The organism is Bordetella tumulicola, assembly GCF_965138755.1.
GTDB classification, from domain to species: Bacteria; Pseudomonadota; Gammaproteobacteria; order Burkholderiales; family Burkholderiaceae_B; genus Bordetella_A; species Bordetella_A tumulicola.
On the sequence record NZ_CBCSFP010000002.1, the window covers coordinates 828,063 to 853,172 of the forward strand.

The 25,110-nt window shown below is 57.1% G+C and carries 23 protein-coding genes and 2 pseudogenes; 18 read left to right on the forward strand and 7 right to left on the reverse strand.

Translation table 11 applies throughout. The features are described 5' to 3' along the window. The gene (locus ACNAZS_RS09600) at positions 1-564 is read right to left on the reverse strand and encodes a LuxR C-terminal-related transcriptional regulator (RefSeq protein ID WP_415788593.1); all 564 of its coding nucleotides are present in this window, start codon (positions 562-564) and stop codon (positions 1-3) included. A gap of 115 nt (positions 565-679) precedes the next feature. Between ACNAZS_RS09600 and ACNAZS_RS09605 the strand changes: the two genes are divergently transcribed. The 5 genes from ACNAZS_RS09605 to ACNAZS_RS09625 all read left to right on the forward strand — a co-directional run bounded on the left by ACNAZS_RS09605 (position 680) and on the right by ACNAZS_RS09625 (position 6,533). After that, positions 680-1,858, forward strand: coding sequence for an acetyl-CoA acetyltransferase (locus tag ACNAZS_RS09605; protein ID WP_415788595.1), 1,179 nt, complete (start codon positions 680-682; stop codon positions 1,856-1,858). Between the two features lie 6 nt (positions 1,859-1,864). After that, positions 1,865-3,391, forward strand: coding sequence for a class I adenylate-forming enzyme family protein (locus ACNAZS_RS09610; RefSeq protein ID WP_415788597.1), 1,527 nt, complete (start codon positions 1,865-1,867; stop codon positions 3,389-3,391). Between the two features lie 61 nt (positions 3,392-3,452). Then, a complete protein-coding gene (locus ACNAZS_RS09615) occupies positions 3,453-4,544 on the forward strand; it encodes a C4-dicarboxylate TRAP transporter substrate-binding protein (protein ID WP_415788599.1) in 1,092 nt (363 codons plus the stop codon). A 69-nt stretch (positions 4,545-4,613) separates the two neighbouring features. Then, positions 4,614-5,144: a TRAP transporter small permease subunit gene (locus ACNAZS_RS09620; RefSeq protein WP_415788602.1), complete on the forward strand. Its 531-nt coding sequence runs from the start codon at positions 4,614-4,616 to the stop codon at positions 5,142-5,144. Between the two features lie 72 nt (positions 5,145-5,216). Further along, positions 5,217-6,533, forward strand: coding sequence for a TRAP transporter large permease (locus ACNAZS_RS09625; RefSeq protein ID WP_415788604.1), 1,317 nt, complete (start codon positions 5,217-5,219; stop codon positions 6,531-6,533). 20 nt (positions 6,534-6,553) lie between these two features. On the opposite strand, the pseudogene ACNAZS_RS09630 reads toward ACNAZS_RS09625, so the two are convergent. Next, positions 6,554-6,766: pseudogene (locus ACNAZS_RS09630) on the reverse strand (DUF4172 domain-containing protein); the annotation flags it as partial. 194 nt (positions 6,767-6,960) lie between these two features. Between ACNAZS_RS09630 and ACNAZS_RS09635 the strand changes: the two are divergent. Beyond that, positions 6,961-8,109, forward strand: coding sequence for a Fic family protein (locus ACNAZS_RS09635; RefSeq protein ID WP_415788606.1), 1,149 nt, complete (start codon positions 6,961-6,963; stop codon positions 8,107-8,109). A 144-nt stretch (positions 8,110-8,253) separates the two neighbouring features. Here the strand turns inward: ACNAZS_RS09635 and ACNAZS_RS09640 are convergent, their stop codons facing one another. Both ACNAZS_RS09640 and ACNAZS_RS09645 read right to left on the reverse strand, forming a co-directional pair. Then, the gene (locus ACNAZS_RS09640; protein WP_415788608.1) at positions 8,254-10,485 is read right to left on the reverse strand and encodes a xanthine dehydrogenase family protein molybdopterin-binding subunit; all 2,232 of its coding nucleotides are present in this window, start codon (positions 10,483-10,485) and stop codon (positions 8,254-8,256) included. A gap of 10 nt (positions 10,486-10,495) precedes the next feature. Then, positions 10,496-10,969, reverse strand: coding sequence for a (2Fe-2S)-binding protein (locus tag ACNAZS_RS09645; RefSeq protein ID WP_415788610.1), 474 nt, complete (start codon positions 10,967-10,969; stop codon positions 10,496-10,498). Positions 10,970-11,233: 264 nt separating this feature from the next. Here ACNAZS_RS09645 and ACNAZS_RS09650 point away from each other — a divergent pair, with 264 nt between their 5' ends. After that, positions 11,234-12,109 (forward strand): AraC family transcriptional regulator, encoded by an 876-nt coding sequence (locus ACNAZS_RS09650; RefSeq protein ID WP_415788612.1) that lies wholly within the window; start codon positions 11,234-11,236, stop codon positions 12,107-12,109. A 97-nt stretch (positions 12,110-12,206) separates the two neighbouring features. Here the strand turns inward: ACNAZS_RS09650 and ACNAZS_RS09655 are convergent, their stop codons facing one another. From ACNAZS_RS09655 to ACNAZS_RS09665, 3 genes are read right to left on the reverse strand one after another with little or no spacing between them, the layout of a single operon-like run. Then, complete coding sequence (locus ACNAZS_RS09655; RefSeq protein WP_415788614.1) at positions 12,207-12,827, reverse strand: LysE family translocator; 621 nt, start codon at positions 12,825-12,827, stop codon at positions 12,207-12,209. Between the two features lie 12 nt (positions 12,828-12,839). After that, positions 12,840-13,175 (reverse strand): antibiotic biosynthesis monooxygenase family protein, encoded by a 336-nt coding sequence (locus ACNAZS_RS09660; RefSeq protein WP_415788616.1) that lies wholly within the window; start codon positions 13,173-13,175, stop codon positions 12,840-12,842. 45 nt (positions 13,176-13,220) lie between these two features. Beyond that, positions 13,221-13,844, reverse strand: a complete 624-nt coding sequence (locus tag ACNAZS_RS09665) for an FMN-binding negative transcriptional regulator (RefSeq protein ID WP_415788618.1) — start codon at positions 13,842-13,844, stop codon at positions 13,221-13,223. Between the two features lie 96 nt (positions 13,845-13,940). On the opposite strand from ACNAZS_RS09665, the gene pdxR reads away from it, so the two are divergent. The 11 genes and pseudogenes from pdxR (at position 13,941) to ACNAZS_RS09720 (ending at position 25,102) form a co-directional block, all read left to right on the forward strand. Then, entirely contained in the window at positions 13,941-15,425 is a 1,485-nt protein-coding gene (gene pdxR / locus ACNAZS_RS09670; RefSeq protein ID WP_415788620.1) for a MocR-like pyridoxine biosynthesis transcription factor PdxR, read from the forward strand. A 314-nt stretch (positions 15,426-15,739) separates the two neighbouring features. After that, positions 15,740-16,759: a Bug family tripartite tricarboxylate transporter substrate binding protein gene (locus ACNAZS_RS09675; protein WP_415788622.1), complete on the forward strand. Its 1,020-nt coding sequence runs from the start codon at positions 15,740-15,742 to the stop codon at positions 16,757-16,759. Positions 16,760-16,893: 134 nt separating this feature from the next. Beyond that, the gene (locus ACNAZS_RS09680) at positions 16,894-17,481 is read left to right on the forward strand and encodes a cysteine hydrolase family protein (protein ID WP_415788624.1); all 588 of its coding nucleotides are present in this window, start codon (positions 16,894-16,896) and stop codon (positions 17,479-17,481) included. After that, positions 17,478-18,272 (forward strand): SDR family NAD(P)-dependent oxidoreductase, encoded by a 795-nt coding sequence (locus ACNAZS_RS09685; RefSeq protein ID WP_415788626.1) that lies wholly within the window; start codon positions 17,478-17,480, stop codon positions 18,270-18,272. Before ACNAZS_RS09680 ends, ACNAZS_RS09685 begins: the two co-directional genes overlap by 4 nt. Positions 18,273-18,323: 51 nt before the next feature. Continuing rightward, positions 18,324-19,802, forward strand: a complete 1,479-nt coding sequence (locus tag ACNAZS_RS09690) for an FAD-dependent oxidoreductase (protein ID WP_415788628.1) — start codon at positions 18,324-18,326, stop codon at positions 19,800-19,802. A 51-nt stretch (positions 19,803-19,853) separates the two neighbouring features. Continuing rightward, on the forward strand, positions 19,854-20,768 hold the full coding sequence (locus tag ACNAZS_RS09695) for a LysR family transcriptional regulator (RefSeq protein ID WP_415788630.1): 915 nt from the start codon (positions 19,854-19,856) through the stop codon (positions 20,766-20,768). Between the two features lie 161 nt (positions 20,769-20,929). Continuing rightward, the gene (locus tag ACNAZS_RS09700) at positions 20,930-21,811 is read left to right on the forward strand and encodes an ABC transporter substrate-binding protein (RefSeq protein ID WP_415788632.1); all 882 of its coding nucleotides are present in this window, start codon (positions 20,930-20,932) and stop codon (positions 21,809-21,811) included. Between the two features lie 32 nt (positions 21,812-21,843). Then, positions 21,844-23,367, forward strand: a complete 1,524-nt coding sequence (locus tag ACNAZS_RS09705; RefSeq protein ID WP_415788634.1) for an amino acid ABC transporter permease/ATP-binding protein — start codon at positions 21,844-21,846, stop codon at positions 23,365-23,367. 9 nt (positions 23,368-23,376) lie between these two features. Continuing rightward, positions 23,377-23,647: amidase family protein (locus ACNAZS_RS09710; protein ID WP_415788636.1), on the forward strand; the 271-nt coding region annotated here is incomplete at its 3' end. Position 23,648: 1 nt separating this feature from the next. Continuing rightward, positions 23,649-24,732, forward strand: a pseudogene (locus ACNAZS_RS09715) (amidase); the annotation flags it as partial. Then, positions 24,719-25,102: an ectoine synthase gene (locus tag ACNAZS_RS09720; protein WP_415788638.1), complete on the forward strand. Its 384-nt coding sequence runs from the start codon at positions 24,719-24,721 to the stop codon at positions 25,100-25,102. The pseudogene ACNAZS_RS09715 and the gene ACNAZS_RS09720, both read left to right, overlap by 14 nt. Positions 25,103-25,110: the final 8 nt, after the last annotated feature.

Below are 25,110 nucleotides of genomic sequence, written 5' to 3' on the forward strand. Positions count from 1 at the left end.
TCAGTGTTCGGGATTGGTCACCATAATGATTTTTGACACGAGTTCGGCCGTATTCTTGGCGCCCAATTTTTTCATTAGCCGGCCGCGATGTACTTCGACTGTGCGGTGCGAGATACCCAATGCCTGCGCCGTTTCCTTGCAAGTCAGGCCATTGACGATATAGCCGGATATTTCCTGCTCGCGGTGCGTCAGCTCTGCCGTTTTAGTCCGGTTGTGGTGGATGCGTTCGAAGCTCCAGATCATCAGGTTGAAGGGCTGTTCGGGCGTCAGCGTCACGCCACGTGCACGCGCCCAGAAAATCTGCCTGTCGCGATGTTGCATGAAGCGTTCGTCTTCGTAACTTGTCTTGATGCGCAGTGCATGCAGACAGCGTTCACCGATCTCGTAATAGTCCGCGCTGCTTGGGTAGAGCTTCAGGATCAGCTCTCCCTCCAGATCTTCGACTTCGTAACCGAATAGCGTCGCAAACGCCTTGTTGCATCGCAAGATGGTTCGATTCTTGGTGATGATTTGCGGCGCAGGCGACTCGCGAAACGCCAGTTCTTCGAGATTGTGATCGAGCATGATTCTCTTTGGTTGTACGTATTTATGTACGTAGTTGCACGCATAGACATACGTATGCTAGCGGGCCAACATATAAAAAACAAACACGTTGAAAACACAAACGCTGGGAGACAGCATGGCATCACATACCGTGTCCATCGTTGGCAGCGGCCATACCAAGTTCGGCCGGCTCGACGCACTGACTCTGGAAGACCTCATCGTGTCCGCCACGCGCGAGGCACTCGCCGATGCGAAAATCGACGCATCGGAGATAGACGCTGTGTATCTCGGGCACTTCAATTCCGGCATGGTGCCTGACGGCTTCGCATCGTCGCTGGTTCACCAGGCATCGCCCGATCTGCGCTTCAAGCCGGCCACCCGGTGTGAAAACGCTTGTGCTTCGGGCGCGGCGGCGCTGTTTGCCGGCATGGCCGCCATACAAGCCGGGCAGGCTGAAGTCGTGTTGGTTGTCGGGGCCGAGAAAATGACCTCAAACAGCACCGAAGATGTCACCCGCGCCCTGGCTGGGGCAGGCTACCAAAACAGCGAGCAAGAACGGGCTCTTAGCTTTCCCCAGGTATTTGCCATTGCGGCGCAGGCCTATACCGAGCGCTATCAAGACCCCATGTCGGCCATGGCCGCCATTGCCTCCAAAAACCACCATAATGCGCTCGCCAATCCACTGGCGCACATGCACCGGGCCTTGAGCGTAGAAGCGTGTAATACGGTTTCCGACAAAAACCCGATGATCGCGCCTCCCCTGCGGTTGTCGGACTGCTCCCTGATTACCGATGGCGCGGCAGCCGTTGTATTGGTCAGTGCCGCCCGGGCAAAGCAGTTTCAAAAAGAGGTCGCCATACGGGCCACTGCCCACGTCAGCGATCTTCTCCCCATGTCGGCGCGCGACTTTCTGGCTTTCGAAGGCCCCCAGAAGGCCATGGCGCAAGCCTTGCAGCAGGCGGGAATCACGACCGCTGATCTCGACTTCGCCGAAGTGCACGACTGCTTTACGATCGCCGAGCTATTGATCTATGAGGCTTTGGGGCTGGCTCCCAAAGGCCAAGGCCACCGCGTGCTGGATGACGGCACGGTCATGCGCGGCGGCGCCTTGCCGGTCAATCTTTCTGGCGGGCTCAAGGCCAAGGGCCACCCGGTGGGTGCCACCGGCGTTTCGATGCATGCCATATCGTTCCGTCAGTTAACCGGCCAGGCTGGCGAGATGCAGATCGACGCACCCGAGTTGGGTCTGGTCTTTAACATGGGCGGCACCGGCGTGGCTAACTATGCCAGCGTTCTTCAGGCAAAAAGGGCGTAGTCGGGCATGAATATCGCACAGTGGTTGTACGCGCGGGCGCAGCTCACGCCCGATGCGCCGGCCTTGCTTCAGGGCAACACCTTGATGGCAGATTACGGCCAGTTTGCTGCCCAGGCCTGTTCCGTGGGGCAAAGCTTGCGGCACGATCATGGCATCGAACCCGGTGACCGCATTGCGCTTTACATGCCAAATCGTATCGAGCAGTTGGTGCTGATGTACGCCGCATGGTGGGTCGGGGCGGTCGTTGTGCCCATCAATTACAAGTTGCATGCCAAAGAGGCCGCATGGATCGCCGATAACGCAGAGGCCTCGCTGGTGTTCAGCGACGATGGCCAGTCGCTGCGTGAGGTCAGCTTACCGCAAGGCTGTCGCGAGTTCGGTGTCGATACGCCCGACTACACGGCCATGCTTGACGGCAGCCATGCCGTGGCCGCGCCCATCCCATTAGCCACCGACACGCTGGCCTGGCTGTTCTATACGTCGGGCACGACGGGGCGCCCGAAAGGCGTCATGCTGACGCACGACAATCTGATCGCCATGTCGCTGTGCTATGCGGTCGATGTGGCCGAGGCCAGCCAACATGACGCCGTCTTTTATGCGGCGCCCATGTCGCATGGCGCTGGCCTGTACAACTTTATTTTCGTACGCGTGGGCGCGCGACATGTGGTGCCTGCAACACGTGGCTTTGACTGTGCCGAGATCCTCGATCTGGCCAAGCAACTGGGTGAGGTGTCGATGTTTGCCGCACCCACCATGGTCAAGCGTCTGGTCGCGGCCGTCAAAGCCAGTGGGTCGGACGGTGCCGGCATTAAATCCATCATATGCGGCGGCGCGCCCATGTATGCGGCCGATTTCATCCAGGCGCTCGATGCCCTGGGCCCGAAGTTCGCACAAATCTACGGGCAGGGCGAAAGCCCCATGACGATTTCCGCCATGCGCGGCGAACTGATCGGCGATCGAGAGCATCCGCAATGGGGTGCGCGTATCGCGTCTGTGGGCACGGCGCAATCGTGCATCGAGCTGCGTATTGTTGATGAAGACCTGCGCGATGCTCCGCTGGGCACCCATGGTGAAGTGCTGGTGCGAGGGCGCACCGTGATGCAAGGATACTGGCGCAACAGCCAAGCAACGCAAGAAACGCTGGTCGATGGCTGGCTGCGTACGGGTGATATCGGTTACCTCAATGAAGCTGGCTTTCTCACGCTGACCGACCGCTCCAAAGATGTGATTATTTCCGGCGGCACCAATATCTACCCGCGTGAAGTCGAAGAAGTGCTTTCCCGCCACCCTGACGTCTTCGAGGTGGCGGTGGTGGGCAGCCCGCATCCTGAATGGGGCGAGGAAGTCGTGGCATTTGTGGTTAGCCGAAAGGGTGTCTCTGTAGACGCTGCCACCCTTGAGGCCTGGTGTCGGGCCGAAATCGCTTCGTTCAAAAAGCCAAAACGCTACGTGTTCTGCCAAGACCTGCCCAAGAACAGCTACGGAAAAATATTGAAGACCGCATTGCGAGAGGCGGCCAACCAGTCTGTATGAACGTGCGCAGTCTTGCGCGTGTTCTGGTTTGTAGGTTTATGAGAAGAACGGAGGAGCAAACATGAAACGACGTGAATTTATAAGATCTGCGGGCATCATCACAGGCGCGGCAGCGATCGGAGGTTTTCCTTTTATCGCGTCCGCAAAAGACAAAATTTCATTCAAGTTCGATAGTTATATTTCCGAAACGGCAGGGCCTTCAGGCCTAGATCAATGGTTTTTGACCGAGCTTGAAAAACGGTCGAACGGGGTCGTGAACGTACGTCGTTACTGGGCGGCATCGCTGAACAAAGTAGGCGAACACCTGTCCGCCGTGCGCGATAAAACATCCGAGATGTCACTGATTTCTCCGGGATATTATCAAGCCGATCTGCCGGTCACGCGCGGGCTGGAATGGTATTACAAGATGCAGCGTGCCGATGCCTTGCAGTTGGTGTGCCGCGATGTCTACGAGCAATTTCAACCGTTGCGCGACGAGTGGGAAAAGCGCCATCGCGCCAAGGTCATGTATTGGACCAACTGGAATTACGCGCCCTTTATTACCCGCAAGCCCATTAATTCGCTAGACGACATCAAGGGCCTGCGTATACGCGGTTACGGTGTTGCCACGGACGTCATTGAACGCCTGGGCGGAACCGCAGTGCCCATGGCCGCCCCAGAGGTCTATACCGCGCTTGAACGCGGTGTGTTGGACGGTGTTTACGGCTTTGATTTCATTACTGCCGTGGCTTACAAGCTGCACGAAATCGCGCCGCACTTTACCGACATCGGCGATGGTCCGCATGGGCCTTCGGCCACCGTGATCAACACGGAGGTATGGAACGGTTTCCCGCCGGAAATCCAGGCATTGTGCAACGACATCGTGGCAGAAATCTACGCCGGAAAATACACCGAAATCATGAGTGGCCTGAACCAGAAGTATGTAGACAAGGCTCAAAAAGAAGGTGTCAAGTTCAGCCGACTTTCTGACGAACAGAAAAAGGCCGCAACCCAAATCGTGCAGCCGGCGCAGGTCAAGAAGTGGGAAACAGAAGTCGCCAAGCCCGCGGGGATAGACGGCGCGCAAATGCAAAAACTGGTGGACGCGGCCATAGCCAAATACGATCCCTCTGGAACCTTGAAACGGCCGTCTGAACTGGCGCTGGGCGTTTAACAGCGGTATTCCCAACGTGACACAACGATTGCGTCCGCCAGGGCGCAATCCTCCGATACCGGAGTCATCATGAAGCGCCTCGAAAGTCTGTTCAATACCCTGTCCAATTGGTTCGGGATCGTTGCTTTGGCATGTCTGCTGTTTCTCATGTTTGGCACGACGCTGGATGTTGTCGTGCGTGGCCTGACAGGCCGTCCCATATCGGGTGTCTTCGAAATGGCAGAGCTCAGCATGGTGCTGCTTGTTTTCATGGGGCTAGGCTGGACCAAACGCGACAACGCGCACATCCGTGTGACGATTTTGCTTGAGAAAATGCCCCACAAACTACGCCGTGTTTTCGAGAGCGTCGCATGGGGTACAGCCGCGCTGCTGCTCTTGCTGCTTGCCATTCCGTCCAGCATGGATGCCGTGCATTCGTTTGCAATCCGTGAGTTTCGCTGGGGTTATATCGAATTCCCCATCTGGTGGGCCAAAATTGCACTTGCCCTAGGCTTGTGGTTTGCCTTTCTACAAATGGCGCTCCAGTGCTTGCAGACCGCCGTCACCGGCGAGCTACCAGACATCGACGATGGTGTTTCACCAGGTAAAGCCTTGCACTAAGCATGCGCTCATCATCTCCACCAACATAATAGATAACGAGCCTCGGCGAGCATCGGGGCAGCGAGACACGCCATGGACTTGATTTCCGCCACCACTCTGGCGATCTGCCTGATATTCGGGCTGATGTTGATAGGCACACCGGTGTTTGCGGCGCTAGGCATCGCCGGCGTGGCCGGCATCGTCATGATCGAGAATCTCGATTTTGTGTTGAACCGGCTTAAATCATTCTCGTACCACCAGTCAGCCTCTTATTTGTTGACGGTTATCCCGCTCTTCATACTGATGGGTGCTTTCGCACACCATGCCGGCATTGGCCAAAGGCTTTTCGGCGTGGCGCGCAAGTGGGTGGGGCACTGGCCGGGTGGCCTTGCCATGGCTAGCGTACTGACCAGCGCCGGGTTTGCAGCGACCTCGGGGTCCAGCGTTGCCACCGCAGCAACCGTAGGTTCTGTCGCCATCCCAGAAATGAAAAAAGCCGGCTATGATCCGCGTCTGTCTGCTGGCGCTGTGGCCGCCGGGGGTGTACTAGGGGTGCTGATCCCACCCAGCGTATTACTCATTTTCTATGCTGCGCTCACCGAAGTATCGGCGGGCAAGATGCTGGTGGCCGGGATCATTCCGGGCATTTTGACCACCCTGGTTTTCATGTTGGGCATATGGGTCATTAGCGTCAGGCTGAAGTCGCCTCAGGACGCCACACCCATCGCCAACTGGCGAGAGCGCTTTGCATCGCTCAGCGATGCCTGGCAGGTCATCGTGTTGTTCCTCGTCGTGCTTGGCGGTATTTACCTGGGTTTTATGACGCCTACCGAGGCGGGCGCAGTCGGGGCTTTCGTCGCCTTCTTGATGCTGTGCTTTTCGAAGCAGGGGCGGCCCAACCTGAAGCGCAATCTTTACGAGAGCTGCCGCTCTTCGATCACCACGACCGTCATGATCCTGATGACGATGATAGGCGCGGGCATTTTCAGCTATTTTCTTAGCCTCGCGCAGATCCCGCAAATGATCGCCAGCAGTGTGGTCGACTCCAGCTTTCCGCCGATGTTGATCATTGGTCTGCTGCTGCTCATTTATTTTCCGCTGGGCATGTTCCTGGACGCGTTCTCCATGCTGGTCATTACGCTGCCCATCATGTTTCCGACCGTCGTCTCGCTAGGATACGATCCGATCTGGTTCGGTATTCTTGCCGTGAAAATGTGCGAGATCGGCCTGATCACACCGCCGGTGGGCCTGAACGTCTATGTGATCGCAGGCATAGATCGCCAGACACCGCTAACCCAGATATTTCGTGGCGCGTGGTGGTTTGTCATCATGGAAATCATCACGACGCTGCTGCTATTTTTCATACCCGTGCTGGTGACGTGGCTGCCTGAGAATATGCTGGGGAAATAATTAGTCTTTGGCGGTGATGGCGTTTCGCCTTCGATCGCGCTGGTTTGGACGATATCTTCGGTTAATGCGGCTAGGCTGGCTTCGTCGCGCAGTGCTATACCCACGTCTGCCAGACGGCTGAGTAGCAGGCCTTGAGCGCGGCTAACCGCGATCAAGGGTTCTGCCCAGGCGACGAGGTTGTATTGCCAGTCAGATCGATGCGGCGATTGCCAGAGATATTCGCCGCGTTTCATGCGGTGATCGTGTGGTGTTTTGTCTTGTTGTCAAGTTTTGATACAAGGGCGCTGTTTCAATTACCTAGGCGAAAGAAAACGCCCTGCTGGTGAAGCTTCTCCACGACAGCCCGCATTAAAGCTTTCTTTCACACTTTTGATTCATATTAAACAATGCTTTAATATGATGATCCGACATGAAAGCGAACTTTAGAATGAATCGGATCACAGGTACATACGCGACTTCCACCACGCTAGGCGAAACGGTGCGCGCCTTCGTGCCGCATCCGCTACCGCCCGTCGATCCTCCTTTGAGAACGCCATCCTTTACCGAGTTGAATCGACAAGCGGAATTGGCGCTGGCTAGGTTGTCTGGCGTGTCTGGGCTCGTGCCGTCAGTGGATTGGCTGCTTTATAGTGCTGTACGAAAGGAGGCCTTGCTGACATCACAACTGGAAGGTACGCAGGCCACCCTGATGGATCTGTTTGATGAGGAAGCGGGCTTCAACGTCAGCAACACTGATGACGTAGCTGAGGTCACCAACTATTTGCAGGCCTTTCGGTTGGTACAGGGGCAACTGCGTGATCCGAAGGGGCTCCCCATCAGTGTGCGCCTCCTGTGCGATGCGCATCGATTGCTGCTTGGTGGTGTACGCGGCGCGGGTAAGCAGCCCGGAGAGCTGAGACAATCGCAGAATTGGATTGGTGGCACTCGGCCCGGTAATGCTGTCTTTGTGCCTCCGCCGCCGGAGCGTGTGCCAGAATTGTTGTCAAATCTCGAGCGGTTTATCCATGACGAATTGAGTGACCTTCCTCCCTTGGTCAAGGTTGCACTGGTTCACGCGCAGTTCGAGACTATCCATCCATTTCTGGACGGCAATGGGCGCATCGGCCGCCTGCTGATCGCGGCGTTGTTGGAGCACTGGAAGCTGCTCCCTGAACCGTTGATGTATCTTAGTGGTTACCTGAAGCGCTACCAAATCGAGTACTACCGACGTCTGTCGGTCATTCGTACCGAGGGTGACTGGGAAGCATGGGTGTCGTTCTTTCTCGAAGGCGTTGCAGTGGCGGCGGCGGAAGCTGAGCAAAGTATCATCGCGATTGCTAGCCTGGTCGCTGCCGACCGGCGCAAGCTGCTCCAATCGCCCAAGTCCAGTCCCGCCAGCTACCGGCTATTCGAACAACTGCCTATGATGCCGCGTTTTTCCGTGGAGCGTGCCCGTCAGCAACTCGACACTACGTTTCCAACGGCGAACTCAGCGGTGCGGGTATTGGAGCACTTGGGCATTGTGGTTGAAGTGACTGGTCAGAAGAAAAACCGCAGCTATAGCTATCAAGCCTACGTGGATTTTCTGGCACAGTGATAATGAGCGGCTTTCCGTGTCCTAATCCTAAAACAAAAAAGCCGCAGTCTCATTTTGAACGGATGACCTCACCCTCGAAATTCTACAACCCTATGTCTACTCGAAGGGGGAGCTTACGGTGTCGAGGTCTTCCATGCAGTTAGCCTAAGTCAAACTAAATGGCAACTGGCGTAGAGGCTTGCCGGTCAGACTGGTTATGGCATTGGCAAAGGCTGGTGCCAATGGCGGCAAACCCGGCTCGCCGATACCCGTCGGTGGTTCTGCGCTAGGCACGACGTGGATGGCGAATGTCGGTACGTCGGTGATGCGTGCCACGGTGAAGTCGCCAAAATTGTTTTGTTCGACCACGCCATCCTTGAGCGTAATGGCCGAGCCTGGCAGACACATGGACATGCCCATGATCGCCGCGCCTTGCACTTGCGCTTCCAGAGTACGTGGATTGACTGCGAGGTTGCAATGTACGCCGGCTGTGACCGTATGCAGTACGGGTCGGCCATCTTGTACCGACGCTTCCACGACATATGCAACAACCGAGCTGAATGATTCATGTACGGCGACGCCCCAGGCACGTCCTTCAGCGAGTTTCTGTTTGCCATAACCACTCTTGTCTACCGCCAATTGCAACGCTGCTTTGTGGCGTGTGTTCTTATCGCCAAAGAGTTGCATTCGGTAAGCTACCGGATCTTGTTCGGTACTGCGTGCGATTTCGTCGATCAAGGTCTCCATCACAAATGCGGTGTGTGTGGAACCTACGCTGCGCCACCACAATACCGGTACGTTGAGCTGTGGATGATGCACCGTCAGGCGCATCGGTACATCGTAAGGATCGCGCATGCCTTCCGTGGCTGTGCCATCGATCCCGTCCTTGACCTGAAACTGCTCGAACACCGAGCCGGCAGTGATGGACTGACCTACTAAGACATGGTCCCAGGCCAGCACTTTACCGCGCTCGTCAAACCCTATGCGTGCGTGGTGCAAGTGCATAGGACGGTAGTAGCCGCCGTGCATATCATCCTCGCGACTCCAGAGCGTACGCACCGGCACATCCAAACCGGCAGACCGCGCGGCCTTAGCGATTTCGCACGCCTCGACTACGAAGTCGCTACCGCTGGAAAAGCGTCGGCCGAAACCACCGCCTGCCATTTGTACATGCACATCAACTTGTTCCGGCTTGAGGCCCAATGCGCGTGCGGCTGCCGCCCCGTCCAAACCTGGGCATTGCGAGCCGGTCCACACTTCAGCGCGTCCATCCGAAAGTTTGACTGTGCAATTAAGCGGCTCCATCGCTGCATGTGCGAGATAGGGAAATATGTACTCGGCTTCAATTTTTTTAGGGGCGCTCTCCAACGACGTCATCTCGGCGTCGAATTTTTTCGGGCCGGGCTGAGTGACTAATGCGCGATACTGAGCGAGTTGCTTTTCGCTATCCACTTTTTCGACGGTGGCCGTGTTCCATTCTACCTTCAACGCATCGCGTCCCTGCTTGGCAGGCCAGTAACCATCTGCGATCACGGCCACGCCTTCGCCGTCATGATCCAGCGGTATACGGAATACCGCCTTCACGCCTTTCACGGAGCGTGCAGCACTATCATCTAGCGACGCCAGACGGGAGCCGAATACTGGTGGACGTGCTACGACGGCTGTCAGTTGATTAGGTAGATGGACATCAATGCCGAACTGTTGTTTGCCACTGCTTTTGGCATACGCATCCAGGCGCGTGGTAGGACGACCGATGATGCGAAAATCTTTTGGATTTTTCAGCGTGATTTTTTCAGGGACTGGAACACGCATTGCCGCTTCCGTCAACTGACCGTAACTGAGTTCTCGTCCTCCTGGTTCTACTACGAAACCCGCTTGCGTACGCAGCGTCGACACATCTACATTCCAACGTGCCGCAGCGGCACTCATTAACATTGCGCGGGCACGGGCGCCCAGTTCGCGATATTGCGTAAAACTGTTTTTTACAGCAGTGGAGCCACCGGTCAGGTGTATGCCAAAAAGCGGATCTACATAAGCGGGATCATTCGAGCCGTGCTTGCTGCGAACCAGATTCCAATCCGCGTCCAGCTCTTCCGCCAAAATCATAGGCAGTGCGGTCTGCACACCTTGACCAAACTCTAACCGATTGACGGCGACCGTAACTTCACCATTAGGCGCAATATGTAAAAACGCTGAAGGCTGTTGAGTCGGTTTCAGCGCAGTATCTGCAGTTTGACTCATCGCAAGGTGAGGAAAGGCGCCGAGAGCCAGGCCGACAGTGCCCGTCAGCTTAAAAAATTGGCGCCGTGAAAATGTGCCGGCTTTTTCAGGTTGATCGCGGTTCATCAAATGCTGCAGCGCACGCGGCATTTCGCTGTAATCGATATTGGGCAACATGGCGTTTCCTTCAGGCGATAGCTTTGGCAGCATCAGCTACTGCAGCGCGTATGCGAACGTAGGTACCACAGCGGCAAATATTGCCAGCCATAGCGGAATCGATCTCGGCGATGCTAGGTTGTTTGCCGCGCGGCAGTGACTTGAGAAAGGCGGTCGCACTCATGATTTGGCCGCTCTGACAGTAACCACACTGGGCTACATCATGCTTGACCCAGGATTCATGCACCGCCGCACCAACTCGGTCGCTGCCATTGGTAGCGGACTCGATTGTGGTGATCTTGGTACCTGCTACGGAAGATACCGGCGTAATACATGATCGAATCGCTGCGCCATCCATGTGAACGGTGCAGGCGCCACATAAAGCAGCCCCGCAACCGAATTTGGTGCCGGTAAGTTGCAGGGTGTCGCGCAAGACCCATAGCAGTGGCGTGTCGTCAGCGACATCCACTTGAACGTTTTTGCCGTTGAGATTAAGTGTGACCATGAAAGCCTCCGATGGTGAACAGGAAAATGTTGATCCTCTTAGGTCTATGTCGCCGATACTATTTTTGCTTTATTCGATGGATGCATTGTGACCGCTATGCTGTCATTAACGCTTGCCTGATCCGATGTGCTTATTGCCCAATTTGATGAGTCGTCATCGAAACTGCTAAACAACCCGCACCGCTGGTGCTAGGCTACGTTTTAGAATTAATTCTTGTGCAATGACTTGAGATCGAGGGACAAAATGCAGACAACGGATAGCGATATGCTTGCCAGATTGGTCGGCGATATTGCCCGAACCGATGGCGAGCATAGCGTGCAGATTCCTGCGCTGATGATGTACCGGTGCAGTGCTGTTACCGATCCCATGCCTTGTATTTATTACGGTTTGGGGCTCGCAATGACGGTGCAAGGATGCAAGCGCGTCACATTGAGTGATGAGATTTTTAGCTATGGGCCAGGGCAGTCACTCGTTACGTCACTGGATCTGCCTGTGGTGTCATATGTCACGTCTGCCAGTTCTGCGGAACCTTATCTGGGGCTACGTCTGGAGCTGGATGCTCGCGCTATTGCACAATTGGCTGCCGAGATGGATTTTTCTTCACCGCTTCAAACCGTGCCATCGCGGGCTTTATCCATCGTGACTTTGGAAGAAGGCCTGTTGGATGCGCTGATCCGTCTGGTTCGCTTATTGGAAGAGCCGCAGCTTATTCCTCTGGTTGCGCCGCTGATTCAACAAGAGATCATTGTTCGCCTGTTAGGTGGGGAACACGGTCCATCGCTCAGACATCTGGTTGCAGTGGGTTCCCCAAGCCAGCAGGTTGCCAAAGTTATCGCCTGGCTGAAGCAGCACTATACGGAAAATATTGCGATGGATGATTTGGCCATCAAAGCGCATATGAGTCCTTCCACCTTCCGTCAACATTTTCGGGTGGTGACAGGTATGAGTCCCTTGCAGTACTTAAAAAACTTGCGCTTGCAGGATGCCCGACAACTGATGCTTAACGAAGATATTGATGCGGGTAGCGCAGCATTGCGAGTAGGGTACGAGAGTGCATCTCAGTTCAGCCGTGAATACACTCGTTTGTTTGGCGCCCCGCCTCTAAGAGATATTAAACGCGTACGATTGGCTTCTTTATAAACGCAGCAGCCTTTATCAACATTCGCTTCACGCACTACACGTTGTATCGAGTTCAACTCGGCGTAGATTGGAAACGTGCGTGGACGATGCCGTGCTACTAGGCTTGTCGCCGCGCAATCGCAAGGTAGAAACTGAGCCCAAGCATGGTCAGGCCAGATATCCGCGTTAACAACCTGGAACGTGTCGCACGGGCGGAATTTGACTGAAGCAATTGGTCTGCGGCGAAGACTGCCGCGACGTCGACCAGAGTGTTAAGTACAACGCAGATGGTTCCCAACAGCACTAATTGCGGAATGATTGGTTCATTTGGAGCCGCGAATTGTGGAAGAAAAGCCAGGAAGAATAGAGCTGTTTTAACGTTCAGGGCCTCAACAACAATTCCTTCAAGTAGCGCACGACGTGTTCCTTGGGTTGTGAGCGACACTGAGGTAAACGATGGCTGGCTGCTGCGCATCAGCAGGCGAATGCCTAGGTAGGCCAGATAGGCGGCGCCAACATACTTGACCACGTTGAATGCCATCGCGGATTGTGCGATTACCACCGATAGGCCGACCGCTGCGGCGAATACGTGGACCAATCCGCCAAGGCCCGTGCCCAAGCACGACGCCAAACCTTCTGATCGGCCGCCGGCAACCGTTCGAGCTACGACATATGCAATGCCAGGACCCGGTGTGATGGCTAGGATGATGGCCGCAAGCAAGAACGGAATCAGCAGCATGGTTTGCGTGCCTCAGTTGTTTGCGGGCTTTGTGCGAGCCAGCGGATGTGCAATGCCACCATCGCCATAAGTCTCGAGAACTTGAGCTATGACAATCTGATAGCCATCGAGCCAACGGGCTTGTTTCCGCTTGGCTGCGAGATGGGCGGGATGATTGATCAACTGTTCAAGCGCTTCCCGTGTTTCCCAGTAGTACACGTTCGAGATGAGCCCCGTCGTGGGGTCCTCCCAATTTTCTTCACCCAGGTAGCCGGAAATGGATTTCGCGGTCTGGGCGATCACACTATCCAAAGCATGGAACTCTTCGTCGTAATCGCGCTTGGCAAAAGTAAATGTGGATGTGTACATATTTTTCTCAACGTGATCTCAGTGCCGGGGTGTGTCGATGACGACTTACTCGGCGGCGCGCATGGATGCCGCCAGCTCACGGCTTCCCCGCACATCGAGCGCCTCTGCCGCGCCCAGGCGATCGCGGGCTTCTTTGTTCTGGCTGAGTTTGATTTTGCCCACCAACGACGTGATGGAAATTTCGATACCTACAATATTGCGCAACATGCTGTCGATGAAATCAGGCGGCGAGTCGGTCATCTTCCAGGGCTGAGGTTCGGCCGCTTCATGCCGGCGTGTCAGGCGAGCAACGATGCCGCGCACGAAACGCTCATCGTCGCGTATGGTCAGGAGGCCGTGCGCATGCACAACTTCATAGTTCCAGGTGGGCACCTGGCGGTGCGCCTCATGCTTGCTGGGGTACCAATTGGGTGAGATGTACGCCTGGGCTCCGCGAAAAACGACCATTACTGGTGTCCCGGTGGGACAACGCTGCCATACGGGATTCGCGCGGGCCACGTGGGCCGAGAGTAAGCCGTGCGGCCCCTGGTCAGGATCGATTTCGAACGGAAGGTGATTGGCGTCCAGTCCATCAGGCCCGTGCGTAACCAGCACGCCCAAGGGGTGTTCGCGGATGACGCGATGCATGACGTCGGGCCGAGTTTCGGCAAAGTGCTCGGGAATGTACATGGCTAATGACAATAGAGGGCAAAGGCGCAAGCGCCAGACATGATGACTATCGCGCAAAACAGGCACAATTAAAAGATCCAGTTTTGATCATTTAATATGAACCAGATTCGATCGCAATCCGGCCGCAGTCCGGGCCCGACCGGGGCGGGACGCCGCATCTATGATCTGCTGCGCGCACAAATTGCCGATGGCACGCTTTCCCAAGGAGGTCGAATGCCTTCCACACGGGCGCTGGCCATCGAACTCGGTGTTTCGCGCACTACCATCACTGCTGCCTACGAACAACTGGTTGCCGAGGGGTTTCTGGTGACGTCCATGGGGCGTGCTGCGCGGGTAGCGGCCCCCCTTGCGGCATCGGCTCCGCCGACTTCACACAACACGTCGCGCAACCGGCCGCCGCCGCTTTTATCGGAATTCGGCCGCTGCGTTGCGGGGCTGACCCTGCCAGGGCTCCCGCCCGTGGAGCCCGTTGCAATTGATTTTCGCTACGGTGCGGTAGCGTCACGCGACTTTCCCTCCCTAGCCTGGCGGCGCGCGTACCAGGCCGAGATGCTGCACCAGCCGCGCAGCATCTGCTATATCGCACCGGAAGGCGACGATGCGCTGCGGCGTGCCGTCCAGGGCTATCTGGCGCGGGCCCGCGGGCTGTCTTGCGACGCGGGACAGGTCGTGGTGGTGCACGGTTCGCAACAGGCCATCGACTTGTGCGCGCGGCTGCTGCTGGGCCCCGAGGACACCTTCGTTTTCGAGGACCCTGGTTATCTGATGGCCAGGCGCTGCTTCGAGGCAACGGGTGCCCGGCTGCTGGCCACACCGGTGGACGAACATGGCCTGAACACTGCGCACTTGCCCACGGATAGCCGGGTCCGGCTGGCCTATGTGACACCGTCGCACCAGTTCCCGCTGGGTGGGGTGTTGCCCGTGGGCCGGCGGATGGAGTTGCTGCAGTGGGCGCAAAGGCGCCAGGCTTGGATCGTCGAAGACGATTACGACGGCGAATTCCGATACGGCCAACGCCCGATCGACGCGCTGCGGTCTATCGATGTGGATGACCGGGTCATCTACATTGGGACTTTCTCGAAAACGCTGTCGCCGCAGCTTCGGCTTGGCTATTTGGTTTTGCCTGCCGATCTGGTGTCGGTTTTCCGGCAGACCAAGCAATTGGCCGACCGCCATGCGCCCGTGCTGGATCAGCGCGTGCTGGCATCGCTGATCGATAGCGGTGTCTACGAGCGCCATGTGCGGCGCGTGCGGCGTGAAAACGAGCAACGCCGCGCGGTGCTGCTCGACGCTGTCGCGCGGCATCTGGGCGCCAATGCCTGCATCACGGGCACGGCCGCGGGCTTGCATGCGGTGTTGTGGTTGCTTGGCTTGCGTTCGGAAGATGAGCCTGCGTTGGTGGCGGCTTGCCGTGGCGAAGATGTGGGGGTCTATCCTGTGTCGCCGTTGTTTGCCAAACCGTCGTCGGGGCCAGGTACCCGGCCAGCGGGAATGATCATGGGATACGCCGGGCTGACACAGCAGGAGATCGAGCGAGGTATCCGTATTCTTGCGGCGGTTGTGGGCCGGTGGCATAGCTAGACGAGCTTGCCGAGCCTAGTGTCCGCGCAGGTTTTCGCCGAATGTGCATCGCAAACCCACAAGTCAAAGTGAAAAAGCAGCCGTCCAACGTCGTCGTAAAGCGTGACTGTGAAAGTGAGCTATAGCGAAAAACTAATAGGGTCGAAATTCTACAACCCTATGTCTACTCGAAGGGGGAGCTTACGCATACGAGGCATCCAGCGTTCAATTCGTGGATTCTTACGCTTTGCGTAGGAATCCATCTCGGAAATTGGTCTTTCGTTGCGCATTCCCGAATGAGACACTTCTCCGCACAATGAGAATGACGGAGACAAATGATGGGGAATGCTGCTTTATGTGTGCTATCTCATGCCACTCGCGCCTTTGTGCGCTGCGTGGGTATGCTGGCCATCGGCCTGGGGATGACAGCGCCTAGCCTGGCCCAGGATTATCCAGCCGGACGCCCTATCAAGTTGGTGGTGCCTTGGCCAGTGGGCGGTGTCACTGATGCGGCCAGCCGCATTCTGGCCACGCGGTTGAGCAAGCAACTAGACACGACGATCATCGTGGAAAACCGGAGCGGTGCGAATGGCCGGATTGGCACAGACTACGCTGCGTCCGCGACTGCAGATGGCTACACGCTGTTCGTTGCCAGTGCGGAAACCCACGCTATTAATCCTCACGTCTATTCGGATTTGTCTTACGACCCGATAAAGGCGTTTACGGCAGTGGCCCCGTTTGCCGTGAATCCGTTTGCCTTGGTTTCTCGTGCTGATTTACGGGCCGGTACGCTGCAAGACGTGATCGCGCTGGCGAAGGCTCGGCCGGGTGAGTTGACCTTTGCATCGTGGGGCGTCGGCAGCACGTCGCAGATCGGTATGGAAATGCTAAAGGGGCAATACCAGTTGCAGATGCTGCATGTGCCGTTTCAGGGCGAGGCACCCGCCGTGAATGCCCTGATGGCGGGTCAGGTGGACTTGATGGTGTTGCCTGCTGCGCGCGCCAAGGCACTGAGCGCCGATGGAAAGATCAAGGTTTATTCCATGATGACTCGTGACCGGTTTTTCGTGTTGCCAGATACACCAGGGATGAATGACTTGGGTATCCAGGGCATCAACGTTGTGAACTGGTTCGCCGTCGTGGCACCGGCCAAGACGCCGCAATCTGTCGTACAGCGTGTGGCGGCTGCTATCAATGCCATTACTCAATCGCCGGATGCGGTCGCGAATTTCCGGGCGTTGGGGGTGGATGTGCATCCGCCGATGAGCCCTGGCGAACTGCAGCAGTTTATTGAGTCAGATACGGTACGTTGGGGGGATGTGATCTCGAACGCCAATATCAAACTGGACGGCTGAGCGTCGTCCCAATCATTCAGGTTGTTGTTGCGAGCTGGGCGTGTTCGATGTGTCGGGCACGTCAGGCGTAGCCGTGCAGAGCCGCTCGCGATTTCGATTCACTGTCACAACATCAAACCCAAAGAGGATTCGTTTTGAATGCTATTTATCTCGTCCTGGACATGCAGAATGATCTCATCAATCCCGCAGCGGGAGTCCCGCTGAGCCCCCTTGCGCAGCAGGCTCGTAGCCGAGACATCGTCGCTCGGACTGCTGACGCCATAGGCGCGGCACGCGGGGCAGGTATCGCCATCGGGTTTGTGCGGGTCGGGTTTTCCAGCGACTACCATGAGTGCCCGAAAGACTCACCGATATTCTCCGGAGCGCCGGCTGCTGGCTTATTCCGATTGGGAGCACGAGGGGCAGAACTGCATCCGGACCTGGGGGCGCGCGATACGGATGTGCACGTCATCAAGCATCGTGTCAGCCCGTTTTATGCGACGACGCTGATGGCGCAAATTCGGGCGATGCGTATCGAGCGCATCTATTGTTCGGGCGTGTCTACCCAGGCTGTGGTGCAAGCCACCGTGCGCGATGCACATGATCGTGATTTTGATGTTGTCTTGCTCGAAGACTGTTGCGCCGCGCATTCGGCAGAGGAGCACGCAAACTCCATCCAGTCATTGAGCAGGTTTTGTCGTGTCGTGAATTCCAGAGATGACGTTTTTGGAGCGACAGCATGATCCTGGCGGGGGAAGTTGCATTGGTCACTGGTGCGGCACAGGGACTAGGGCGCGCCATCGCACTGGCCTATGCGCAGGCAGGGTGTCGAGTCATGGTCGCGGATATCAACGAGGCCGGTGCACGAGAGGTCGCCGCTGAAATTCAGGCGGGTGGTGGCGAGGCAGAGGCGACATTGCTGGATGTGGTGGATGCCTATAGTGGCCAGGCGGCGGTGCAAGCCACGCTGCAGCAATTCAATTCGCTCAGTGTGCTGGTGAATTGCGCGGTCTTTGCGAAATACGGCCCGTTGGATGAGATTGAGTCCGCGGTCATTGATCGCATGCTTTCTGTGGGTCTAAAAGGGCCGCTGCTGTTGAGTCAGAGCGTGGCAGAGCCGATGCGGCGGGCAGGGCGGGGCGTCATTATCAATATTTCGTCGGTCGTGGCGCTGACCGGCGTCGCTTATAGCAGTGCCTATGCCTCGCTAAAAGGTGGGCTAGATGCGATGACGCGAGCGCTGGCGGTGGAGCTCGGACCGATGGGTATCCGGGTGAATTCCTTGGCGCCGTCGGCTATCCCGTCTGCCATGTCGAATGCCAATCTCGATGACGCCGGATGGGAAGAGCGGCGCCGCCGCACCGCACTGGGTCGTATCGGCACGCAGGACGACGTGTCCGCTGCGGCCTTGTTTCTGGCCTCCCCAGCGGCGGCTTTTATGACCGGGGTGGTGTTACCGATTGACGGCGGGTTCAGTATCGCCGGCATGGTGCCTGGCGTGGATCTGGCGGCGGTCGGTCGCACGCGTGATTGAGATTTTTGGTTTGGCGTGATGACCTTTCGGTCAGTACCAGGGGAAAGACAAATGATTGAAACTCATGATTTTGATGTGGTCGTTCTAGGGCATGGCATTGCCGGGCTCTCGGCCGCTGTCGCCGCCATGGAGGCGGGGGCGAGAGTGGCGGTACTCGAGCGCGCTAGCGAGGCAGAAAGTGGCGGCTGCACACGGTATACGGAAGCCTTTCTGCGACTCAAAAGTGAAACGGAGTTGTCGGACGATTTCGATGAGGCGATGGCTGAAGTCGCCAGTGCTAATCCCGATCCAGGGTTGATCGCCGAGATGGATAGCGCATCGGATACCTGGGGCAATGTGGTGCGATCGATGTCCGTGACCGATACGGATTACTTGGCGACCCTGTCGCGCGAGGCCGTTCCGACGATTCAGTGGATAAAGGGACACGGCGTGCGCTTCATCCCGACGATGCTGCCGCAAATCACGCTTGCGTCCATGCCGATGATCACGCCCAGCGGTGGTGGGGCCGCAATGCTCGAGGCGTTGGGTAATGTGGCGCGTGACGGCGGTGTCGCGTTCTTTTACGAAACAACGGGACGTCGCTTGATCGAAACGGCGGGTGTGATCTCCGGTCTGCATGCGGTCGGTCGGGGCAACAGTCCCATCGATTTTCTGGCCAAGGCCGTGGTACTGGCCAGCGGGGGGTTCGAGGGGTCGCCGGAGATGCTGGCCCGCTATGTCGGCCCAGGGGCTGCGGGTATCCGTCCTGTCGCCCGCGGGGCGCATTACAACCGTGGCGAAGGCATACGCATGGCATTTGAGGTGGGGGCGTCGCCTGCTGGTGATTTCGGCGCGTATCACTCGACTCCCGTAGACGAGCGATCCGCGCGCGCGGAGGCCAAGGTGTTGATTTTTCCGTTTGGTATTGTGGTGAATCGACTGGGGACGCGCTTTTGCGACGAAGGCAGCGGGGCGGACTACAACAATTATGATCGGATCTGCTGGGCGATACAGAAGCAGCCCAATAGCGTCGGCTATGCCATTCTGGATGCAAAGATCAACGATGTGCCGAACTATGTCCGGGCGGTGCTGAGCGATGTGCCGCCCATACAGGCGGACAGTCTGCATGACTTGGCGCGTAAGCTCGATGTGCCCGTCGGCGTGTTGGAACAGACGGTGCAGGCGTTTAATAAGGGATGCCCGGTAGGGCAGCTTGCGTCATTCGTGCCGTCCAAAGCGGATGGGTTATCGACGGTGGGTGTCATGCCAGCCAAGAGTAACTGGGCCCGCCCCATTGATACCCCGCCGTTCATCGCGTATCCGTTGATTCCCTCGGGCATCATTACCTTTGGTGGCGTCAAGACCAACGCTAGTGCGCAGGTGCTTAATAGCGATGGTGATGTCATTCCGAACTTGTACGCTGCGGGCGCGATGACAGGTGTCTATTATCGGCGTTACCCGGCGGCGACCTCGGTGTTGCGGGGGGCGACGTTTGGCCGCATTGCAGGCGCGCACGCCGCGAAACGGGTCAGTTCGCCAGTGCAGGTCTGAGTCGAGCGGCTGTGTTCGGTTTAGGTGTTTTCACTGAATAGTGGCGTTATCATGCCCGGCATGGACCTCTTCGGCGCGATTCGTACCTTTGTCACCATAGTGGAGGCCGGGGGACTGGCCCCGGCGGCGGAGCGATTGCAGATATCGGCCGCCGCCGTCAGTCGCCATTTGGCGTTGCTCGAAAATCATCTCGAGGCGCGACTGCTGGATCGCACCACTCGTCGTCATCGACTGACCGAGATTGGAGAAATGTGTTTCGAGCGGTTCTCACGTATTCTGGCCGAGCTCGAGCAAACGGCGCAGTTGGCGACTGCCGGTACGACCGAGGCAAAAGGTGTCCTGCGTGTGGCATCGACCATGCATTTCTGGACATGGCGCGTCGCGCACGTGCTGCCCGATTTCATGCGCAAACATCCCAAGCTGGATGTACAAGTCAATTTGAGCGAGCGGCTGGTCGATTTGGTCGAGGAAAACTACGACGTCGCGCTGCAGTTTCATCCCCCCGTCAGTCAGTCCGTCATCGGACGAAAAATCACGACCTTGCATCGCGTGGTTTGCGCCTCGCCAGAATATCTGCGCGTGCAGGGTGTGCCGCAAACAATAGACGAGTTGGCCAGTCGCGAATGTCTGCTGTACGCCAGTCGAGATGAGTTGGTGGAATGGCGTTTCCGTACCGCCGAGGGCGAGCGCAGCGTACGGGTGTCGGGACGTTTGCGCTCCACCGATGCCAACACGCTACGGCTGGCTGGTATGGCCGGTATCGGCATTATCCGATCGCCGCTGTTCGTCGTAGAGAAAGATCTGGCCGCTGGTCGACTACAGAGGATTCTGCCGCACGTCGAATCCGTCGATCCGGATTTATTGGCAGTTTTCCCGAGCCGCCGCCATCTGCCCGCAAAAGTGCGGGTGTTTGTCGATTTTCTCTGTGATCGCTTTGGGCGAGGCGTGGGCGATCTAGGGCGTTGATACTGCAGGTGAAGGCTTTGGACTCTTAAACGTCAAACTTGAAGCAAGCCGTGGCGCAATGTATATCGCTACGGGTCCCGCTCGTACTAAGGTAAAACCCGAATTGCCGACCTTAGGATTGTTCAACAATAATTGTTCAACAATTTTAAGAGGAGACAGTAATGACATCGACTGCACAAGCAGCTAAGTGTTTCGGGCGTAGCGCTGGTACGCGCACGACGGCAAAAATATTCTTGAGATTGGCTTTGTCCATGGTGGCGATGGTCAGCATGCAATCGCTACAAGCGCAGACCACGGTAAAAGAGGGCGTCCTGACGGTGGGTACGGACCTTACTTATCCCCCTTATGCCTATTTCGAAGACAAAGTGCCGGCGGGCTTTGACCCTGATTTCAGCCGCCTGATGGCCAAGAAGCTCGGGCTGAAGGCCAATATCCTCGATACCCGATTTGCTGATCTTGTCCTGGGTTTGCGAGCCAACCGCTTTGATATGGTCGCGTCGGCCCTGTATGTCACCCCTGAGCGGGCTAAACAGATCGACTATGTGCCGTACTTGAAAACGGGCTCGTCATTAATCGTTTTGAACACCAGCAAGAACAGCCCCGCCGTTCCCGCGGATTTGTGCGGCATGAAGGTCAGTACGATCAAGGCTGCATCCTGGACGCCCAAGCTGACCGCCGTATCGGAATCCACTTGTAAGGAAGCTGGCAAACAGCCCATACGGATCATGGAATTCCCCACATCGCCTGAAGCCTTGCTGGCACTGAAGTCGGGCGCGGCGGACGTCATGATGGAGGACGCGGCGGTAGCGCATCAGATGGTCACCAACATGAAGGACGATATCAAGGTCACTTCCAAAGGGCTTATTTACCCTATCGTCATCGGCCTGGGCGTCAACAAGGATAAGCCCGAGCTGCGCGACGCGCTCAGCAAGGCTCTGGCGGATGCTCGCGATAGCGGCGAGTACGAGGCCTTGCTGAAAAAATATGGTCTTGACGCGCCGACCGAGCAGGAAATCAAGGATTCCCTGACACCCAAGAAGTAGGTTGCCACACGAAGTCGCGTTAAAGGGAACTCATGGATTTCGATTGGACTTATACCTACAGCCTACTGTGGGATTCCGATTTCTGGCGCGCTTGCTGGACAGTTGCCCAGCTTAGCATCAGCGCCTGGTTGATTGCCGGGGCGGTAGGGTTCGTGCTGGCCTTGGCCAAACAATCACGGATAGCGCCGCTTAACTGGCCGGCTCGCATCTATATCTGGTTCTTCCGCAGCTTGCCGCTGTTGGTGCTCCTGGTATTTGTCTATAACCTGCCACAGGTATTTCCAGCGTCCAGCATCGTCTTGGCCAGCCCGTTCTACGCTGGGCTGATTGCCCTGGTGTTAAGCGAAACTGCCTACATGGCCGAAATCCACCGAGGCGGGATATTGTCTGTACCGAAAGGGCAATATGAGGCGGGCAAGGCGTTGGGGATCCGTTATAGCGGCATACAGCGGCTGATCGTCATTCCACAGGCCATACGCATCGCACTGCCTACCCTGAGCAATGAGTTCGTCACCATCGTCAAGCTGACATCGTTGGTGTCGGTGATTTCGTTGACGGAGATTTTGTTGGTCGGCCAGCGGCTGTATACGCAAAACTTTCTGATATTCGAAACCATGCTGGCCGTGGCTTTCTATTACGTCCTTGTTGTGACCTTGTTTGATAAGGCATTGATCCGCCTGGAGTCCTTTCTGGATGTCACCCAGCGTAAAGCACGACCCTTTGTCCTGAGCGATGCGGATCGCAAGGAGGTCCAAGCGCTGCGGGAAAGTGCGATTGAGGCCCGCGAACAGCGACGCCAGCAAGTCAGCGACACGCCGGTATTGCAGGTGCGGGGCATCAACAAGCACTACGCAAGCCATCATGCCCTACAGAATATCGACCTGACGGTACGGCAAGGCGACGTCATATCTATTATCGGCCCATCGGGCTCTGGCAAGACCTCGCTGATACGCGCTCTGAACGGGCTGGAGACCATAGATACGGGCAGTGTGCTGGTCAATGGGCGGCACTTTCTGGGCGAACACAGCGAAGAGTGTGAGAAATCCGCCGCCGACCAGATTCTGGACATTGGGATGGTGTTCCAAAGCTTTAATCTGTTCCCGCACAAGACCGCGCTGGAGAACGTGATGCTGGCACCCACCTATCATAGGCGCGGAAGCACAAGATCGCGTCGCATTCTGGCACTGTCCCAGTTGTACAAGGTGGGCCTGATAGAGCATGCCAACAAGTATCCGCATCAGTTGTCCGGTGGTCAGCAGCAAAGGGTGGCCATTGCCCGCGCGCTGGCGATGAAGCCCTCCATCATGTTGTTCGACGAGCCCACGTCTGCGCTTGATCCGGAGCTGGTCAGTGAAGTGCTGAAGGTGCTGGAGCAACTGGCCTCCGAAGGCATGACCATGCTGATTGTGACTCACGAAATGCAATTCGCTTTCTCTGTATCGAATCGCGTCATCTTCATGAAAGACGGTGCAATTGCGTACGATTCCACACCCGAAGCCTTGCGCAATACGGAGGATCCACGGGTAAAGGACTTTCTCCATCAGGTGATGCATTGAGTGCGCGACATGACACAGCTTGCTTGTTCGGATTCATACTTGGCGCAATGCGTCGCGCGTACTCGGCAGCATCGGGAAGCCGCTGCGCTGGCATTGACCCATGTGGATATGGCTGGTGCCTGGGCTCAAGCCGCGACGCTGGCCGAGCGACTGAGCGCGGGTGAAAAGCCAGGCCCCCTGGCCGGATTAACCTGCACTATCAAGGCGTGTTTTGACGTCAAGGGTTGGACGACACACGCTGGCTCCGCCGCCTTGCTGGCTGCGCCGCCTGCACAAGAGGNCGCGACCCTGGTGTCGCGGTTGCGCCAGAGCGGCGCGCTGATTTTTGCGCAAACGAACATGACCGAGTTCGCCTATGGCGCACTGGGCGTGAACACGCACTTTGGCACGCCCCGCACACCGCTGTGCGTGGATGACGAGCACGTGGCGGGCGGGTCTAGCTCGGGGGCCGCGGTGTCGGTTGCGCTGGGCTTTGCTGATCTTGCGTTGTGCTCGGACACCAGCGGGTCGGCACGGATACCCGCCGCCTTTTGTGGTGTTGTCGGCATGATGCCTACCGCCGGCCATTTTGATACGCAAGGTATGTTAGGCCTGTCACCGTCCTTCGACGTGCCGGGGGTCATCGCAAGGTCGGTTTCTGTCTGCACCCGCGCGTACGAAGCACTGCGCAACAAGCCGCACGAATGTACCGCTGGCGTGGATCCGATTCCAGAACGCGCCGAGCTTCTTTCATTATGCGTACCAGAGTGGGTGTTCCACGCCGACGTCGATTCGGACGTGCTCGAGCTCTTTCATTGCGCTATCGAGCGTTTGCGGGCGCAAGGCATCAAGGTGTCGCGCCGCGAAGTTGCAGCCATTGCCGACGTCGGTGCAATCTCTGCCGAGGGAGGTCTGATTGCAGCCGACGCTTACGCTTTGCATCGGGACTTGCTTGTCCTGTACGGGGATCATTACGAGCCGCTCGTGAGACGGCGCATCGAGGCCGGTGCGCAGGTGCCCGCATGGAAATACGGTGAGGCGCAGCGCGTGCTGGCGCTGCGCGCCATGCAGTACGAAGCAGCGTTGCAGGAGTTTGATGCCATGCTGACGCCGACAAGCCCGATATTTCCGCCGCGGTTATCGACCTTGCAGGATGAAGGCCAATATCTTGCGCTTAACAAAAAATCCTTTGCATTCACAGAAATTGCCAACCGTTTGGGCAAGCCCAGCATCAGCATACCGCTGGGTGATCTGTCCGATAGGCCGGCAGCCTTGTTGCTAACCGGTAAGGCCGGCCAAGATGCGTCCTTGCTCGGGGTGGCGAGTTTATTAGAGCGGACCCTGAGTCCACATCACACAGAAGGTGTCATCAATGATAGTCATTAATGCGGACGGTTTGCGCGGCACGCCGAGAGAGGCCAGTGGCCCCGGCTGGCATAGCGCCAGGCTGATCGTCAAGGGCGACGGCATGGGTTATTCCGTGCACGAGACCACCGTTGCAGAGGGCGCTGAGCTGCATTTGGAATACAAGCAGCATTTCGAGACCAACTATTGCTTTGCTGGCGAAGGCGAGGTCGAGGACGTGGCCACAGGCGAAGTCCATCTCATCAGGCCCGGTACCGTGTACGCCCTGAATCTTCACGACAAGCACGTGCTGCGCGCCACAAAGGGTGACTTGCGTCTGGTCTGCGTCTTTAATCCGCCATTGGTCGGAAGCGAGACGCACGATGCCGACGGCAGTTACGAATTGGGCTGAGTTTTCTA

Excerpts from the sequence above, each read along its gene's own strand:
- pdxR (WP_415788620.1), top strand. The coding sequence starts at position 13,941 with ATGAACCAGATTCGATCGCAATCCGGCCGCAGTCCGGGCCCGACCGGG.
- ACNAZS_RS09705 (WP_415788634.1), top strand. The coding sequence starts at position 21,844 with ATGGATTTCGATTGGACTTATACCTACAGCCTACTGTGGGATTCCGAT.
- ACNAZS_RS09615 (WP_415788599.1), top strand. The coding sequence starts at position 3,453 with ATGAAACGACGTGAATTTATAAGATCTGCGGGCATCATCACAGGCGCG.
- ACNAZS_RS09645 (WP_415788610.1), bottom strand. The coding sequence starts at position 10,969 with ATGGTCACACTTAATCTCAACGGCAAAAACGTTCAAGTGGATGTCGCT.
- ACNAZS_RS09660 (WP_415788616.1), bottom strand. The coding sequence starts at position 13,175 with ATGTACACATCCACATTTACTTTTGCCAAGCGCGATTACGACGAAGAG.
- ACNAZS_RS09605 (WP_415788595.1), top strand. The coding sequence starts at position 680 with ATGGCATCACATACCGTGTCCATCGTTGGCAGCGGCCATACCAAGTTC.
- ACNAZS_RS09620 (WP_415788602.1), top strand. The coding sequence starts at position 4,614 with ATGAAGCGCCTCGAAAGTCTGTTCAATACCCTGTCCAATTGGTTCGGG.
- ACNAZS_RS09695 (WP_415788630.1), top strand. The coding sequence starts at position 19,854 with ATGCCCGGCATGGACCTCTTCGGCGCGATTCGTACCTTTGTCACCATA.
- ACNAZS_RS09685 (WP_415788626.1), top strand. The coding sequence starts at position 17,478 with ATGATCCTGGCGGGGGAAGTTGCATTGGTCACTGGTGCGGCACAGGGA.
- ACNAZS_RS09700 (WP_415788632.1), top strand. The coding sequence starts at position 20,930 with ATGACATCGACTGCACAAGCAGCTAAGTGTTTCGGGCGTAGCGCTGGT.
- ACNAZS_RS09600 (WP_415788593.1), bottom strand. The coding sequence starts at position 564 with ATGCTCGATCACAATCTCGAAGAACTGGCGTTTCGCGAGTCGCCTGCG.
- ACNAZS_RS09720 (WP_415788638.1), top strand. The coding sequence starts at position 24,719 with ATGATAGTCATTAATGCGGACGGTTTGCGCGGCACGCCGAGAGAGGCC.
- ACNAZS_RS09635 (WP_415788606.1), top strand. The coding sequence starts at position 6,961 with ATGAATCGGATCACAGGTACATACGCGACTTCCACCACGCTAGGCGAA.
- ACNAZS_RS09675 (WP_415788622.1), top strand. The coding sequence starts at position 15,740 with ATGATGGGGAATGCTGCTTTATGTGTGCTATCTCATGCCACTCGCGCC.
- ACNAZS_RS09640 (WP_415788608.1), bottom strand. The coding sequence starts at position 10,485 with ATGTTGCCCAATATCGATTACAGCGAAATGCCGCGTGCGCTGCAGCAT.
- ACNAZS_RS09690 (WP_415788628.1), top strand. The coding sequence starts at position 18,324 with ATGATTGAAACTCATGATTTTGATGTGGTCGTTCTAGGGCATGGCATT.
- ACNAZS_RS09665 (WP_415788618.1), bottom strand. The coding sequence starts at position 13,844 with ATGTACATTCCCGAGCACTTTGCCGAAACTCGGCCCGACGTCATGCAT.
- ACNAZS_RS09650 (WP_415788612.1), top strand. The coding sequence starts at position 11,234 with ATGCTTGCCAGATTGGTCGGCGATATTGCCCGAACCGATGGCGAGCAT.
- ACNAZS_RS09655 (WP_415788614.1), bottom strand. The coding sequence starts at position 12,827 with ATGCTGCTGATTCCGTTCTTGCTTGCGGCCATCATCCTAGCCATCACA.
- ACNAZS_RS09610 (WP_415788597.1), top strand. The coding sequence starts at position 1,865 with ATGAATATCGCACAGTGGTTGTACGCGCGGGCGCAGCTCACGCCCGAT.
- ACNAZS_RS09625 (WP_415788604.1), top strand. The coding sequence starts at position 5,217 with ATGGACTTGATTTCCGCCACCACTCTGGCGATCTGCCTGATATTCGGG.